The organism is Devosia sp. (genome assembly GCF_017744655.1).
In the GTDB taxonomy this organism is placed as follows: domain Bacteria; phylum Pseudomonadota; class Alphaproteobacteria; order Rhizobiales; family Devosiaceae; genus Devosia.
Map to the genome: position 1 here is coordinate 59302 of NZ_JAGIAW010000001.1, position 15403 is coordinate 74704.

At 62.1% G+C, this 15403-nt stretch carries 15 protein-coding genes; 11 read left to right on the forward strand and 4 right to left on the reverse strand.

Annotated elements, in window-relative coordinates; genetic code table 11:
- Positions 1 to 46 precede the first annotated feature (46 nt).
- The 6 genes from J7557_RS00255 (at position 47) to J7557_RS00280 (ending at position 7505) form a co-directional block, all read left to right on the forward strand.
- Entirely contained in the window at positions 47 to 1063 is a 1017-nt protein-coding gene (locus tag J7557_RS00255) for an ABC transporter ATP-binding protein (RefSeq protein WP_291416189.1), read from the forward strand.
- On the forward strand, positions 1060 to 2091 hold the full coding sequence (locus J7557_RS00260; protein ID WP_291416191.1) for an ABC transporter ATP-binding protein: 1032 nt from the start codon (positions 1060 to 1062) through the stop codon (positions 2089 to 2091). Before J7557_RS00255 ends, J7557_RS00260 begins: the two co-directional genes overlap by 4 nt.
- Position 2092: 1 nt before the next feature.
- Positions 2093 to 3964, forward strand: coding sequence for a DUF2264 domain-containing protein (locus tag J7557_RS00265; protein ID WP_291416193.1), 1872 nt, complete (start codon positions 2093 to 2095; stop codon positions 3962 to 3964).
- Positions 3961 to 4971 carry a hydroxyacid dehydrogenase gene (locus J7557_RS00270; RefSeq protein ID WP_291418236.1) on the forward strand — a complete coding sequence of 337 codons (1011 nt, stop codon included), beginning with the start codon at positions 3961 to 3963 and terminating at the stop codon, positions 4969 to 4971. Before J7557_RS00265 ends, J7557_RS00270 begins: the two co-directional genes overlap by 4 nt.
- Positions 4971 to 6713, forward strand: a complete 1743-nt coding sequence (locus J7557_RS00275; RefSeq protein WP_291418238.1) for a DapH/DapD/GlmU-related protein — start codon at positions 4971 to 4973, stop codon at positions 6711 to 6713. Before J7557_RS00270 ends, J7557_RS00275 begins: the two co-directional genes overlap by 1 nt.
- Before the next feature lie 147 nt (positions 6714 to 6860).
- The gene (locus J7557_RS00280; protein ID WP_291416194.1) at positions 6861 to 7505 is read left to right on the forward strand and encodes a ThuA domain-containing protein; all 645 of its coding nucleotides are present in this window, start codon (positions 6861 to 6863) and stop codon (positions 7503 to 7505) included.
- A gap of 123 nt (positions 7506 to 7628) precedes the next feature.
- Here the strand turns inward: J7557_RS00280 and J7557_RS00285 are convergent, their stop codons facing one another.
- A complete protein-coding gene (locus J7557_RS00285; RefSeq protein WP_291416196.1) occupies positions 7629 to 8336 on the reverse strand; it encodes a class I SAM-dependent methyltransferase in 708 nt (235 codons plus the stop codon).
- 138 nt (positions 8337 to 8474) lie between these two features.
- Here J7557_RS00285 and J7557_RS00290 point away from each other — a divergent pair, with 138 nt between their 5' ends.
- Both J7557_RS00290 and J7557_RS00295 read left to right on the forward strand, forming a co-directional pair.
- Positions 8475 to 8963 carry a ferritin-like domain-containing protein gene (locus J7557_RS00290; RefSeq protein ID WP_291416198.1) on the forward strand — a complete coding sequence of 163 codons (489 nt, stop codon included), beginning with the start codon at positions 8475 to 8477 and terminating at the stop codon, positions 8961 to 8963.
- Positions 8964 to 9017: 54 nt separating this feature from the next.
- Positions 9018 to 9239, forward strand: coding sequence for a DUF2934 domain-containing protein (locus J7557_RS00295; protein ID WP_291416200.1), 222 nt, complete (start codon positions 9018 to 9020; stop codon positions 9237 to 9239).
- A gap of 123 nt (positions 9240 to 9362) precedes the next feature.
- Here the strand turns inward: J7557_RS00295 and efp are convergent, their stop codons facing one another.
- Positions 9363 to 9932, reverse strand: a complete 570-nt coding sequence (gene efp / locus J7557_RS00300) for an elongation factor P (protein ID WP_291416202.1) — start codon at positions 9930 to 9932, stop codon at positions 9363 to 9365.
- A 126-nt stretch (positions 9933 to 10058) separates the two neighbouring features.
- On the opposite strand from efp, the gene epmA reads away from it, so the two are divergent.
- Entirely contained in the window at positions 10059 to 11117 is a 1059-nt protein-coding gene (gene epmA / locus J7557_RS00305) for an EF-P lysine aminoacylase EpmA (RefSeq protein WP_291416204.1), read from the forward strand.
- A 20-nt stretch (positions 11118 to 11137) separates the two neighbouring features.
- On the forward strand, positions 11138 to 12181 hold the full coding sequence (locus J7557_RS00310; RefSeq protein WP_291418240.1) for a lysine-2,3-aminomutase-like protein: 1044 nt from the start codon (positions 11138 to 11140) through the stop codon (positions 12179 to 12181).
- A gap of 36 nt (positions 12182 to 12217) precedes the next feature.
- Here the strand turns inward: J7557_RS00310 and fabV are convergent, their stop codons facing one another.
- Positions 12218 to 13387, reverse strand: coding sequence for an enoyl-ACP reductase FabV (gene fabV / locus J7557_RS00315; RefSeq protein ID WP_291416206.1), 1170 nt, complete (start codon positions 13385 to 13387; stop codon positions 12218 to 12220).
- A 228-nt stretch (positions 13388 to 13615) separates the two neighbouring features.
- Here fabV and J7557_RS00320 point away from each other — a divergent pair, with 228 nt between their 5' ends.
- On the forward strand, positions 13616 to 14731 hold the full coding sequence (locus tag J7557_RS00320; RefSeq protein ID WP_291416208.1) for a hypothetical protein: 1116 nt from the start codon (positions 13616 to 13618) through the stop codon (positions 14729 to 14731).
- A 27-nt stretch (positions 14732 to 14758) separates the two neighbouring features.
- Here J7557_RS00320 and J7557_RS00325 read toward each other — a convergent pair whose 3' ends face one another.
- On the reverse strand, positions 14759 to 15403 hold the full coding sequence (locus J7557_RS00325) for a glutathione S-transferase family protein (RefSeq protein ID WP_291416210.1): 645 nt from the start codon (positions 15401 to 15403) through the stop codon (positions 14759 to 14761).

Consider the following 15403-nt stretch of genomic DNA (forward strand, 5'->3'; position numbering starts at 1 on the left):
AGCGCCGGATGAGGGGGATTCTGTTAATTCATCCGGAGCGCGCAGCATGACCAAGCCCCTCCTTTCCATCAATGACATGTCCATCGTCTTCACCTCGCCGGACGAGCCCGATATCGAGGCGGTGCGGCAGGTGGACCTGACGCTGACGCCGGGCAAGACGCTGGCTCTGGTGGGTGAAAGCGGCTGCGGGAAGTCGGTGACGGCGCGGGCCGTGCTGCGGCTCCTCGACAAGAATGCCGATATTCGCACCGGCGAGATTGTCTATGACGGGCGCGACGGGCAGGTCGATATCGCCAGACTGAAACCCGACAGCACGGCGATGCGCTCCATTCGCGGCGCGCAGATTTCGATGATCTTTCAGGAGCCGATGAGTTCGCTGTCGCCGGTGCACACCATCGGCAACCAGATCGACGAGATCACCATGCTGCATGAGCGGTTGACGCCCAAGCAGGCGCGGGAGCGGACCATTGCACTACTCGACCAGGTGGGCGTGCCGGGGGCACGGGATCGGGCCAATGCCTATCCGTTCGAGCTTTCGGGCGGCCTCAGGCAGCGTGCCATGATCGCCATGGCGCTGGCTTGTACGCCCAAACTGCTAATTGCCGACGAGCCGACGACGGCGCTCGACGTGACGACGCAGGCGCAGATTCTGGACCTGTTGCGGCAGCTCCAGGACGATTTCGGCATGGCCATGCTGTTCATCACCCATGACCTCGGGGTCGTGGCCGAAATCGCCGACGATATTGCGGTGATGTATCTCGGCGACGTGGTGGAGCAGGGGGATGTGTTTGAAGTCTTCAAGGCCCCAAAGCATCCCTATACGCAGGCGCTGATGAATTCGGTGCCGCAATTGCAGCGCAAGGCTGATCGCGTGCGGCTGCGGCCGATCAAGGGCACGGTGCCTTCGCCAAAGGATCGGCCGGTTGGCTGCTCGTTCACCAGCCGCTGCCCACATGCCTTTGGGCCCTGTGCCGGGACGCGGCCAGAGCGGACGCAGGTCAGCGAAGGCCATATGGCGCGTTGCCATCTCCTCACGCATACGAAAGAGGAGGCGCTCGCATGACGACGCTGCTTTCCGTCGAAAATCTCTCAAAAGTCTATACGCTTGGTGGCGGGCTCTTCAAAAAGAGCCGGGACCTGGTGGCGCTCAACGATATCAGCCTGACGGTGGAGGCGGGGGAGACCCTGGCCATCGTGGGCGAGAGCGGCTGCGGCAAGACCACGCTCGGGCGCTGCATCATCAAGGCGCAGCCTGTGACCGAGGGCAAGGTCTTCTATCACCAGGAGGGCGGGCAGAAGGTCGAACTGACTGCGCTCGACAAGCGGGCGATAAAGCCATGGCGGCGGGATATCCGCATGATCTTTCAGGATCCCATGAGCTCGCTTAATCCCAATATGCGGGTGTTCGATATCGTCGCCGAGCCGCTCAGGGTGCATCGCATCTGCAAGGGGCGGGAGCTGGAGGAGCGGGTGGTATCCACGCTCGCCAAGGTGGGTATTCCTGCCGACGCGATCGGGCGCTATCCGCATGCCTTTTCGGGCGGGCAGCGGCAACGCATCGGCATTGCCCGGGCGCTGGTGCTCGATCCGAAACTGGTGATTGCCGACGAGGCGGTGTCGGCGCTCGACGTGTCGATCCAGGCGCAGGTGCTGAACCTGCTCGACGATCTCAAGGAAGAGTTCGGGCTGACCTATATCTTCATCAGCCACGATCTTGGCGTGGTGAACTACATCGCCGACCGGGTGGTGGTGATGTATCTCGGCCATGTGGTCGAGACGTCACCGACCGAGTTGCTGTTCGAACGTCCGCGGCATCCCTATACGGAAATGTTGCTTGAGGCGCTGCCCATTGCGGACCCGAGCCGGCGCAAGGGGCGGAACAAGGAACTGAAGGGCGAAATCCCGTATCTGGGCAACCGGCCGCAGGGCTGCCCGTTCCACACGCGCTGCAAGTATGCCGAGGACAAGTGCCGGGCTGAAAAGCCGGTGCTGCGCCCGATCAACGGCACGGCCCAAATGGCCGCCTGTCACTTTGCCGAAAAACTCAATCTCCAGGGCGCCTACGAGGCGCCGCAAAAGGTCTTTGCTTGAAATGACTTATGATCCGGCCACAGCCAATCCACTTTTTGGCAATCCTCTCAAGACCCGCGACGATGTCGAAAAGGGGCTTCGTGATCTCTTTGCGCCCCTGCTCCCTTACTTCTCCGAAGGGGGGGCACGCGTGCGGCTCGATGGGGCCGGCGCGCATTTCGACCGGGCGGCGGCGGACCTTGAAGGTTTCGCCCGGCCGCTCTGGGGCCTGACACCGCTGGCCGCGGGCGGTGGCGACTTCGACCATTGGGAGCTTTATCGCCAGGGCCTCGCCAATGGTACCGATCCCGAGCACCCCGAATATTGGGGCACGCTCAAGGGACAGGACCAGCGGCAGGTGGAACTGGCGGCCATCGGGTTCACCTTAAAAATGCTGCCCCATCTCGTGTGGGACCCGCTGCCGCAAAAGGCCAAGGATAATCTTGCGGCCTATCTCAAAAATGCGCGCCAGTTCAACTATGCGGACAATAACTGGAAGTTCTTCCGCATTCTGGTCGATCTCGGGCTCGAACAGTGCGGGGTCGAATTCGACCGCTCCTATACCGATGCCTACCTCAAGGAGCTTGAGGGCTTCTATCTCGGGGATGGGTGGTATCGTGACGGCGATGTCCGGCGCCTCGACCATTACATTCCCTTCGCCATGCATTTTTATGGGCTGATCTACGCCAAGCTCGCCAATGGGGACGAGAAGCGGGTGGCCGATTACAAGGAGCGGGCACGGCTCTTCGCCGGGGATATTCAGCACTGGTTCGACGAGGATGGCGGTACGCTGGCCTTCGGGCGCAGCCTGACCTATCGCTTTGCCTGCGCCGGGTTCTGGGGCGCGCTGGCCTTCGCCGATGTCGAGGCACTGCCCTGGGGCGTGGTCAAGGGGCACTTCCTGCGGCACTTGCGCTGGTGGAGCAAGTTGCCGATTGCCGATCGCGATGGTGTGCTTTCCATCGGCTATGGCTATCCCAATCTCTTCATGTCGGAGAGCTACAACTCCGCCGGTTCGCCTTACTGGGCGCTGAAAGCCTTCCTGCCGCTGGCCTTGCCGGCCGACCATCCCTTCTGGACGGCGGAAGAGGTCGAGGCCGATTTCCACGCCAAGCCTGTGCCGCTCAAACATCCGGGCATGGTGATGCAGCACACCAAGGGCAATGTGGTGGCTTTGTCGAGCGGGCAGCAGGTTCGGTTCGGCCGCAAGACCTGGCATATGCGCCAGGGCGCCGAGAAATATAGCAAGTTCGTCTATTCCTCGCGCTATGGCTTCTCGGTGGAGGCGGATGACCGCGACTACGACAGCGGCGCGTTCGACGGCATGCTGGCCTTTACCGATGACGGACTGCACTACCGCGTGCGCGAGGGCAACGAGGTCGCCCAGATCGCCGAGAATGTGCTCTTTGCGCGCTGGAAACCATGGGCCGACGTTGATGTCGAGACCTGGCTCGTTCCGGCCCATCACTGGCATGTGCGCGTCCATCGCATCACGACGCCGCGCGCCCTGCACGCGACCGAGGGCGGCTTTGCCATTGCGCGGGCCGATCTCAATGCCGATACCTATATCGACGAACCCGGACGCGGCGTGGCCAAGAGCACGACCGATGTCAGCGCTATTCTCGATCTCGGCGGCAAGCGGCAGGGTAGGGCATTCCGGGCACTGCCCAATACGAACCTGATCGCCTCGAAATCCATCGTGCCGCAATTACTCGGAGATATCCCCGCCGGGACCACGGTACTGGTGACGGCAGCCATGGCATTGCCGGCGGGCTCGGAGGCGGAGGCCGCGCTGGCGGCTCCCCCGCACGCGCCTGACCTTGCGGCGCTGGAAGCGCTCTTTGCCCGCGAAGGTGTCGATGTGTCAGCCATATTGGTGCCGGAGCGGAACTGATGCGTCCCAAACTTCTCTTTGCCATGGCGGCGGACAAGACGCGGCACGTCTTCGATACCGCAACAATCGACCGCCTCGAACAGAGCTGCGACCTCTTGCAGCGCGAGCCGGTCGAGAATTTTGACGATCCGGCAGCGCGGCGCCTGTTGGGCGATACCGAAATCCTCGTCACCGGCTGGGGCTGCCCGATGATCACGCCGGAAGTTTTGCGCGCTGCGCCGAACTTGAAGCTCATCGCCCATGCGGCGGGCACGGTGAAATTCACTGTTGATCCGGCCGCCTATGTGGCCGGTATCCGTGTGACGCATTCGGCCGAGGCCAATGCCGTACCGGTGTCGGAATTCACGCTGGCTTCCATCCTCTTTTCGGCCAAGCACATCTTTACCCTGCGCGACCTTTATCGTGCCGATCCCAGCCGTCGTTCGAGCTATGCGCTGGGGGATAGCGAAATCGGCAACTTTCGGCGGACGGTTGGCATTGTCGGGGCTTCGCGCATCGGGCGGCGGGTGATCGAACTGCTGCGCAATTTCGATTTTTCCGTGCTGCTCTATGATCCCTTCGTGCAGCCGGGCGACCCGGACCTGGCCGGGGTTGAGCTGGTGGAGCTCGATGCGCTGATGGCGCGGTCGGACGTGGTTTCCATCCATGCGCCGTCCCTACCCTCGACACGGGGGATGATCGGGGCGCGGCAATTGAAGCTGATGAAGGATGGCGCGACCTTCATCAATACGGCGCGCGGGGCGCTGATCGACGAGGCGGCACTGGTTGCCGAATTGCAGACCGGGCGGATTTTTGGTGTCATTGACGTGACCGATCCGGAAATTCCGCCAGTGGATTCGCCGCTCTTTACGTTGCCCAATGTGTTTCTGACGCCGCATGTGGCGGGCGCAATCGGCACCGAGCGGCTGCGGCTGGGGTTGATGGCGGCGGAGGAAATCGAGCGCTTCATCGAGGGCAAGCCCATGCTCTATGAAGTGCAGCCGGAATTGTTGGAGAGGCTGGCGTGATGGACGAAAGCTCCCCCTCATCCGGCGCTGCGCACCACCTTCTCCCCGATGGGGAGAAGAATGAGCCGGCGACAGCCTCTATTCCTCTCCCCATCGGGGAGAGGGTGGATCGCCCGCAGGGCGAGACGGGTGAGGGGGCCTGGTGGAACGCCCGGCTGCAGTTCCTCACCTGGGATCGGAAGCCCGAAGATATCGACAGTTCCGAACACCGCGCGCGGCAGGCGGAGCTGGCGCTGCGGGCGGGGGCGAGCTTTGCACCAAGCGCCTATGTGGCGGCGGATGCGGCTATTTTTACGACGCATCTGGTTTTGGGCGAGCAGAGCTGGATTGGTGGGCATGCGCTGGTGCGCGGCGATGTCGAATTCGGGGCACACTGCACAGTCAATCCCTATGCGATGATTTCGGGGAAAGTGCGTTGCGGAGACGGGGTACGGATTGCGAGCCATGCTTCGCTCGTCGGGTTCAATCACGGCTATGACGATCCCGATGTGCCGATTTATCTCCAGAAGCATGAGAGCCTGGGCATCACCATAGAGGACGATGTGTGGATCGGGGCCAATGCGGTTATCGTCGATGGGGTCACGATTGGGCGCGGGGCGGTGATTGCCGCGGGGGCCGTGGTCAGCAAGGATGTGCCTGATATGGCTATTGTCGGCGGCGTGCCGGCAAAAGTGCTGCGTTTCCGTGGGCGGGGCCGCAAGGACGAGGCGCGAAAACAGCTTGAGGCGCTGGGGGATCGGGTCGCGAAACAATGGCGCGACGTGCTGGCCGAGAATTTTGACGGCGCGGACTATGTGTCGCGCGAGAACGATAATCAGGCGCGGAAAAGCAATCGGCATCTCTGCGACGCCATCGAGATTGCGACCTCGTTCGGCCAATTGCCGCCGGGGCTTGATGTGCCGGCGACGTTGGCGCGGTTGCAGGCGGTGCAGGATAGGGTAACCGGGTTGTTCCCCGATCCATTCCAACCACCCAAGCCGGGCACGGCCCAGCGCGATGATGGGCTGGCACTCTATAATGTGCTCTCCACCGGTTACGCGATCGAGGTTTTGGGCGGGCAGCCGCTGCATCGGGTCGAGGCGGTGGAAATTCCGGCGACCGAATTGCGGCTCTGGCTCGAAAGCCTGCCCTGGCGCGAGCGGGCCTGGGGCGCGGGAGCGGCGGTGGATGCCATCGGCACGGCGCTCTATTTCAATGCGCGGTATTTTGCGACCGGCACGTCGCGCGAGACGCTGTTTGGCTGGCTGGCAATGAAGCAGGATCGCGGCACGGGGCTTTGGGGTTCGCAGACGGCGGCCGAAGGGCTGTTGCAGCCGGTCAATGGATTTTACCGGCTGACGCGCGGCACCTATGCCCAGTTCGGCATTGCCGTGCCGCAGCCTGAAGCGGCGATCGACTCCGTGCTGCTTAACTATCGCAACTATGGTGGGTTTTCGGAGCGGACTTATACGGCCTGTAACCTGCTCGACACCATTCATCCGCTGCTGCTGTGTCTGCAGCAGACAGATCATCGGCGGGCGGAGGCGGAACAGATTGCCCGGGCGATTATCGCGCGGGCGGGGGAGCGCTGGATTGAGGGCAGGGGATTTGCCTTTGCCGATGGGCAGGTGCCGGGCTTGCAGGGCACGGAAATGTGGCTCTCGGTGGTGCATCTTTCGGCCAAGCTCCTTGGCATTGAAGATGCCTTTGGTTTTGTGCCCAAGGGTGTGCATCGCACAGAGGCGGTGGGGTTAGGATTATGACTCTTATTCTTCTCCCCATTGGGGAGAAGGTGGCGCGTAGCGCCGGATGAGGGGGCTTCAGTGTGAGCGGCGATATCCCCCTCACCGACTCGGCCTGCGGCCGAGCCACCTCTCCCCGAGGGGGCGAGGAACAGAAGGGACCGAGATATGACTAAAAAAGCACTCGTCGTCTGGGGCGGCATGGAATTGCATACGCCGGAGCGTGGCGCCAATGTCGTCCGGCAATTGCTCGAGGAAGAGGGCTTTGCCGTTACCGTGACGCCGGATTATGAGGCGCTCGGCGCGGAGGATGTCGGCAGCAATGACCTCGTCGTGCCGGTGATTACCGATGGCACGCTGGCGCCGGAGAAGATGAACAATCTCATCGCCGCCATTCGGTCGGGGACGGGGTTGGCGGGCTATCACATGGGGCTGGCGACGACGTTCCGCGCCAGTGTGCCCTTCCGCTATGCCGCCAGCGTCTATTGGGTGCAGCATCCGGGCAATATCATCACCTACACGGTGGACGTGACGCGGTCGGATCATCCGATCATGGTGGGGATTGAGAGTTTTGAGCACACCTCGGAGCAGTATTATCTCAACTATGATCCGGCGGTTGAGGTGTTGGCGACGACCGTGTTTTCGGGGGAGTTTCATCCCTGGCGCAAGGATGTGGTGATGCCGGTGGTGTTTACGACCATGCATGACCAGGGGCGGGTGTTTTACTCCTCGCTCGGGCACACGGCGGACGAACTGGAAATTCCGCAGGTGCGGACGATTTTGAAGCGTGGGTTACTTTGGGCGGCGCGGTAGGAGCCGCTCCTTCCCGTACTCTGCCGTCCTTCGTCACCACCGGGCTTGTCCCGGTGGTCCATGCGGAGGCGAGATGGATTGCCGGGACAAGCCCGGCAATGACGAAGGTGGGAGAGGCCCTAGCTACTGCTGTTGCTGTGCTTGACGCCGCAGCACTTCGGACTCTGGCAGGGCATTCGCGTATTTGAGTTCGCGATTGGCCCGGGCCCAGAAGGCTGGGTGCACACGATCGAGCAGAGCCGGATCGCTAGGGCTTAATCCAAGCGAATCCGCCGTCGCGTCATCCAGGAACAAAATCGCGTTTTGGCGATACCAGGCGAGGACAGCTTCATCGGTCCAGATCTTGTCGCGCAGCACGTCATAGGGTTTTCGGCCATGGGCGGCGAAGTGCGCGGCCCAATAGCTTTGCCATTGCTCGTTGAGATGGCCGACGCCGCCCTGGCCGGGGATGGCGGCGGAGAAGAGCACTGCCGGGGCCATGCCCACGAGGTCGGCGACGAAACTTTCGGCACGCTCGGGGGTGAGGTGTTCGGCGACTTCGAGCGAGAGGACGAGGTCGACCTCAGGGCCGGCAAAACGCTGCTCGAGATCGCGGCTTTCGAAGACGATGTTGGGAGCATCGAGCATGTCGGGCTTTACCCAGTCGCCCTCGATGCCGAACTGATAGCTGGCGCCCGAGGCGACGAGAAAAGTGCCGGTGCCGCAGCCGATATCGGCGACGCGATTGCGCAGGAGCTTTTCGGGCAGGGCGGCAAAGATGCGGCTGGCGGCATGGGCGGTGTGGGCCCGGCGATTGGCGTAGAAATCGGCCGGATAAAGCGAAGTCGGCATGGGGCGGATTCTCCTCGGCGCAAGTCTATGCGAGGCCGGCCCCGGGAGCCAGATCGTGATCGATTGAAGCCGGAACTTTGGCGGGCAGGTGCCGTTGAAGGGGCAGCGTCACCCCAAGCGAAATTCTGGAGACGATAAATGGCTGAAAAGCAACTTGATGATCTTTTCCTCGATACCCTCAAAGATATCTACTATGCCGAGCGCCAGATTTTGAAGGCGCTTCCCAAGATGGCCAAGGCTGCCACGTCGCCTGACCTGAAAGCCGGTTTCGAGCAGCACCATGCGGAAACCGAAGGCCACGTCGAACGGCTCGAACGCGTCTTCGAACTGATCGGCAAGACGCCGCGCGGCAAGACCTGTGATGCCATCCTCGGCATTCTGGACGAGGGCAAGTCGATCATGGACGAGTTCAAGGGCAGCCAGGCGCTCGATGCCGGGCTCGCAGCGGCGGCGCAGGCGGTGGAGCACTATGAAATCGCCCGCTATGGCACCCTGCGCGCCTGGGCCAAGCAGCTTGGCCATACGGAAGCCGCCGATCTCTTCGGACAGACCCTGGCCGAAGAAGAAGCGACGGACAAGAAGCTGACGCAATTGGCGACGACCGTGGTGAACCAGAAGGCCGCTTGAGGCCGATCGGGTGGACGGGCAAGCGTCCACCCATCTTCTTACTCCGGTACACTCATGCACAAGAATTCGGCGCTGGCGGAGCGCGTGCGCGACACGGCCTATTTTCTCTGGGAACAGGATGGACGGCCCGAGGGCAGGGCGATGGAATATTGGCTGCGCGCCAAGCAGATGCACCAGCGCCAGCTCGCCTATGACCGCTGGCTGGCCGATGGCACGCCGCCCGATCGCTCGGAGCTTCATTGGTACGAGGCCGAGAGGGAGATTGAAGAGAAATGAAAAACGGGGCCGGATGGGCCCGTTTTTCCATCCCCGGTGTCATTCCCGCGAAAGCGGGAACCCCTGTTTTGAAACGGAGGTCCCCGCTTTCGCGGGGATGACACCGTGAGTTGAACTGAATTCTCAGTCCTTCGCACGCTCAACGTAGGAATTGTCTTCCGTCAGGATGACGATACGGGTGCCGGCGTCGATGTGGGGGGGCACCATGACGCGGAGGCCATTGTTGAGGACTGCGGGCTTGTAAGAGGAAGAAGCCGTCTGGCCCTTCACGACCGGTTCGGTCTCGACGATTTCGAAGGTCATGCGCTGCGGCAGTTCCATCGAGAGGGCGATGCCTTCATGGGTCATCAGGTGAACCTTCATGCCGTCCGAGAGATAGGCCTTCTGGTCGCCGATGACGTCGTCGGAAACGACGAGCTGCTCGTAGGTTTCCGGCTCCATGAAGTGGTTACCTTCACCGTCCGAATAGAGATAGTCGTAGACGCGGTCATCGACGTCGGCCTTTTCGACCATTTCAACGGTGCGCCAGCGGCCGAGCACTTTTACGCCATCGGAAATGCGGCGCATGGTGACGTTCGTCACCGAGTTGCCCTTGCCGGGGTGGACGTTTTCAGCCGTGAGAACGACGTGCAGGTTGCCGTCCTGCTCGACCACATGGCCTTTGCGCAGGGACGAGGCGATGACCTTGACCATTTTTCTTCCTTGTTCGATCGTTTGGCGCGTAATAGAGGCAAGCCGTCTCAGCGCACGAAAGCTATTGTCGAGCGCCCGATACCCTATTCCGCGCCATTTCGCCAGTCCGCACGGCAAGAAACCCGCATGACTTCGCTCAACCCCGCCGATCCCTCGCCCTGGTGGGCACCCGAACGCCATGCCGACCGGCGGCCGATCCTGCTGGCGCGCAGCCGCTTCGATGCTGCAGTGCGCCTGTGGCTGGCGGAGCGCGATTTTCTGGTGGTCGATCCGCCGGGGCTGCAGCGCTCGCCGGGGAACGAGACGCATCTCCATGCCTTTGGCACCACGATGATCGGAAACGATGGGGAAGGGCAGGCGATGTATCTGCATACCTCGCCCGAATTCACCATGAAGAAGCTGCTTGCAGCGGGGGAAAAGCGGATCGCGAGTCTCCAGCATGTCTGGCGCAACCGCGAGCGTTCGGCACTGCATCATCCGGAATTCACCATGCTCGAATGGTATCGGGTGGGCGAGGCTTATGATGCCATCATTGCCGATACGCTTGATATCATTGCGTTGGCCGCCGAGGTGACGAGGATTTCGCAGTTCGAGTTCCGCGGGCGGGTTTGCGATCCGCGCGTGGGGGCAGAGCGGGTGAGCGTTGCTGATGCGTTTCTTGCGCATGCAGGAATCGATCTGCTCGCGACCATGGACGAGGACGGCGTGCCTGACAGCGATGCACTAGCGGCGCAGATGCTGGCGGTAGGGCTCGAGGTGCCGGAGGATCGGAGCTGGAGCTATCTTTTCAGCCGGATTCTGGTTGAGAAGGTCGAGCCGCAATTGGGCAATGGGCGGGTTACGGTTCTCGATCGCTATCCTGCGTGTGAGGCCGCCTTGGCGCGGCGGGTGCCGGGGGATCAGCGCGTGTCCGAGCGGTTCGAGGTTTATGCTTGCGGGGTCGAGCTTGCCAATGGCTTTGGCGAATTGACCGATGCGGCGGAGCAGAGGGTGCGGTTCGAGGCCGAGATGGCGGAGAAGGCGCGCATTTATGGTGAGCGCTATCCAATCGACGAGGATTTTCTGAAGGCGCTGGAATTGATGCCGGAGGCGAGCGGGGTGGCGCTGGGGTTTGACCGGCTGCTTATGCTCGCGACGGGTGCGCCGCGGATCGAGGCGGTGCTTTGGGCGCCGGTGGCCGAATGAGCGCGATTGCCAAAATGCCGATGAAGGCGCGAGCGGCTTCGCTGAAGACCGTCGCCGATCTCGAAGTGGCAAGGCTGGTCCCAGACAATTCAGGGCTTGAGGCGGTGGCAGATAAGTATGCCATTGGCATTACGCCGGCTGTGCTGGAACTGATCGATCGCAATGATCCCGTCGATCCGATGGCGCTGCAGTTCGTGCCGTCTACGGAGGAGCTGCTGACGACGCCGGAGGAGCGCGAGGACCCGATCGGCGATCTCTCTCATTCCCCGGTGGAAGGGATCGTGCATCGCTATCCCGACCGTGTGCTCCTCAAGGCCGTGCATGTCTGTCCGGTCTATTGCCGCTTCTGTTTCCGCCGCGAAATGGTGGGGCCACAGGGGCTGGGGACGCTGACTTCGGCCGAGCTCGATGCGGCGATGGACTATATCGCCAGCCATAGGGAAATCTGGGAAGTGATCCTTACCGGCGGCGATCCGCTGGTGCTGTCGCCGCGGCGGCTGGCTGGGTTGATGGAGCGGCTGAGAGGGATCGAGCACGTCAAAATCGTGCGGTTTCATACGCGCGTGCCGGTGGTCGAGCCGGAGCGGATCGATGCGGAGATGGTTGCGGCGCTGACATCGAGCGGCAAGACGACTTATCTGGCGGTTCATGCCAATCATCCGCGCGAGTTTTCGCCTGCGGCCAAGGCGGCGTTCAAGACGCTGGTTGATGGCGGCGTGGTTCTCGTCAGCCAGTCCGTGCTGCTGCGCGGCGTCAATGACGATGTCGAGACATTGGCAGAGTTGATGCGTGGGTTCGTCGAGAACCGGATAAAGCCCTACTATCTGCACCATCCCGACCTGGCGCCGGGTACGAGCCATTTCCGCATGAGCATTGAAGAGGGCCAGAAGCTGGTCGCGGCGTTGCGCGGGAGGATTTCGGGGCTGTGTCAGCCGACTTATGTGCTCGATATTCCCGGCGGCTATGGCAAGGCCGATATCGGAGCGGCGACGGTGTCGGCCGGCGACGGTTGTTTCAAGGTGCGCGACTGGCAGGGCGAAGAGCACGCCTATCCGCCGGTCTGAAAAGAAAAGGGGCGCCAGCGGCGCCCCCTCAAATCCTTATTCGACCACGCGGGGATCGACGTCCTTGCTGTAGTCGACGCCGCCGACGGCGAAGCCGAAGAGGCGCATGAATTCTTCGCGGTACTTTGGCAGGTCGGCCAGCGCGGGTAGCGTCTCGGTGGTGAGATTGGCCCAGCGCTTTTCGAGTTCCTTCTGCATCGGGGCAGAGAGTTCCCAATCGTCGACGCGGATGCGGCTCTCGTCGTCGAGGGCCACGTCGCCCTGCAGCTTTTCGCGGAAGAGGCGATCGATCTGGTGGATCGGGCCTTCGCCGAGGCCCATTTCGTCCTCGACCTTGATCAGCAGCGTGCCATAGAGCGGCACGACGGGGATGGCCGAGCTTGCCTGGGTGACGACGGCTTTCAATGCCACGACATTGGCGGATTTTTCGCCATGCGTTGCGCGGATCGCCTTCGCGGCGCGGTCGAGGTCGCCCTTGGCCTTGCCCAAAGTGCCCTTGTGGTAGATCGGCCAGGTCAGTTCGGAGCCGAGATAGGTGTAGTTGAGGCTGAGGAAGCCGTCAGCCAGAACGCCGGCATCGGACAGGGCCTTGATCCAGAGTTCCCAATCTTCGCCGCCCATGACCTTGATGGTCGCCTGGGCTTCTTCCTCGGTCGCCGGGTCGACGGTGATTTCGGAAACTTCGCCGGTGGCGGTGTTGAGCGTCTTGGAAGTCACCTGCTGGCCATAGGGTTTTATAGCCGAGCGATAGGTGACGCCGTCCTTGGGGTCGGTGCGGACCGGGGAGGCGAGGGAATAGACGATGAGATCGACCTGGCCGAGATTGGCCTTGATCGCCTCGATGGTCTCGGCCTTGATCGCGTCGGAGAAGGCGTCGCCTTCGATGGTGACGGCCTTGCGGCCGGCAGCGCGGGCGCGGTTTTCGAAGGCGCGGTTATTGTACCAGCCGGCGGAGGCGGGACGGTTCTCGGCCGGCTCGCGCTCGAAGGACACGCCGACAGTATCGGCATCGCTGCCGAAGGTGGTGACGATGCGCGAGGCGAGGCCATAGCCCGTCGAGCAGCCGAGCACGAGCACGCGCTTGCGATCCGAAGGAATGGCACCCTTGATGACGACGTGGTCGATCTGGTGCTGCACATTGGCGGCGCAGCCCGTGGGGTGGGCGGTGACGCAGATGAAGCCGCGGATTTTGGGCTCGATAATCATGGGATTTTCTCCTCGATCTTAAGAAGCCAATAGCGGGATTGGCGGCCGAGTTCCAGTCAGTGCGTCAGGTTTTGCCCGTTCGACAGGGGGATACCTGAAACTGTGCTGGTGCTTGAGCAGCAAGCTTTTCCACAATTGCGGTGTGTTCAAGGCTGGTTCGTGACCGGGCTCTGCTGTCCTATTCGAGCCGAGTCGGGCCCCAAAGCTGACAACTCGAAGAGGCAATTCATGTCCCAGGTCACCCTTCCGCTGCCCAATCGCTCGCTTGCTATCGGCAAGCGGCCGTTTTCCATGCCGGCGGCGTTCCTCTTTACGGTCGTCATGTTGACGGGTCTGGCGCTCGGCCTTGTCTGGTGGCAGGGGCCGGGCCTGTGGCGCGATTGGCAGATCAATCAGGACCCACGCACGGTGGAGGATTGGGATCTGCGCGACGGCGAATGCAGTTCGCGCCGCGGGCTCACCGATTGCGAGGCTGATATTACCTATCGCGTCGATGGGCAGAGTTTTGAGAAGCATATCTCGCTGGCCTTCCTCGATTTTTCGAGCGGCGACTACATGGTCGACGTGGTGATTTCGCGCGACGATCCGGAACTGGCGACGCTGAGCCTCGGGCTCGACATGCTGTGGAACCGACTGGCGGTTTTTGCTGTGTTCATGCTGCTCTTTGGCGGTGGTGCCATTGCGACCATCATTACGGCGCTGAAGGCAGCCGGTGCCAATCGTGCGGCGGCGACGCCGGGGCGGTTGACGGTTGTGCCGGTTGACGTGGTCGAGGTGAAGAATGGGGTGGTTTCCTATGTCGACCATCTCAAGGGGCGCTCGAAGCGTACGACGCGGACGCATTTCGCCAAGGGGCAGGAGCCGCTGATCGGGCTCGACGAGACGGGCAAGCCGGTTGGCGTGGCGGTCAAGCTTGAGCATGTGGCCATTCCGGTGCTGCTTGATCGCAATCTTGAGCGCGTGGAACTGACCGATATCGAACGTGAGCAGGCGCTGGCGGCCTTCCATGCCGAGCAGGAACAGCGTGGCGCTCGGCTGGCGGCCAACCCGCCGCCGAAGGCGAAGCGCGGGCCTAATATCGTGCGTGGACTGCTGGCGGGTGGCACCGTGCTGGTGCTGGCCGTCGTCGCCTTCTTCGGCTTCTGGCTTTACTATGTCACTGTGGCGCCGGACGCCTTTGATGCGGTTGGCATCGAGATCAATAATATCATGCCTGAGCCGCTCAATACCTGGGGCTGCGAGCAGCTTTATGCGCGGTTTGGCGACGGCAATGCGCCCTATGGCTGTACGGCCGATGACTATGTGAGCTGGAAGGTCGCCAAGACCGCGAGCAAGGTGAAATGACAAAGGGCGCCGCGAGGCGCCCTTCTTTTATTCCTTGGCACGACCAGCCGGGAAAATGCCGGACATGACCGTAAAACCTGGGACGCGGCGGACGCGGTCCGTCCAGCGGCGAAGGGCGGGATAATCCTGACGGGAAATGCCGCCTTCTTCGCTCAGCATCACATAGGGGAAGCAGGCGATGTCGGCGGTGGTCGGATGGCTCGGAGAGCAGAGCCAGTCGCGGCCAGATTTTTCGCCGAACCAGAGGTGCTCATCCATCAGGCGGAAAATGCGATGGGCGCCCTTTTGGGATTTCTCGATGTCGAAATTGTAGCCATAGCCGAGCGCGAGACGGGCGGCAGATGAGGTCGAGGTGATGTCGTCGGCAACCGAATGCCAGCGCAGCACTTCGGCAGTGACGGCTGGATCATCGGGGAACCATTTTCCGGACGTGTCGTACTTTTTCGCCAGATAGGCGAGGATGGCGCCGGAATCCGAGAGGGTGAGCTCATCGTCCTTGAGCACTGGCAACTGGCCGAAGGGGTTCATGCGCAGAAACCAGTCCGCCTTGTGCTGGCGGCCGGGGAAGAAGTCCACCGGCACGATCTCGAAGGGCAGGTTGAGGATATTCATGAGCAGCCGCAGCTTGTAGCAGTTGCCCGAGAGCTCGAAGTCGTAAAGCGTTATGGTCAT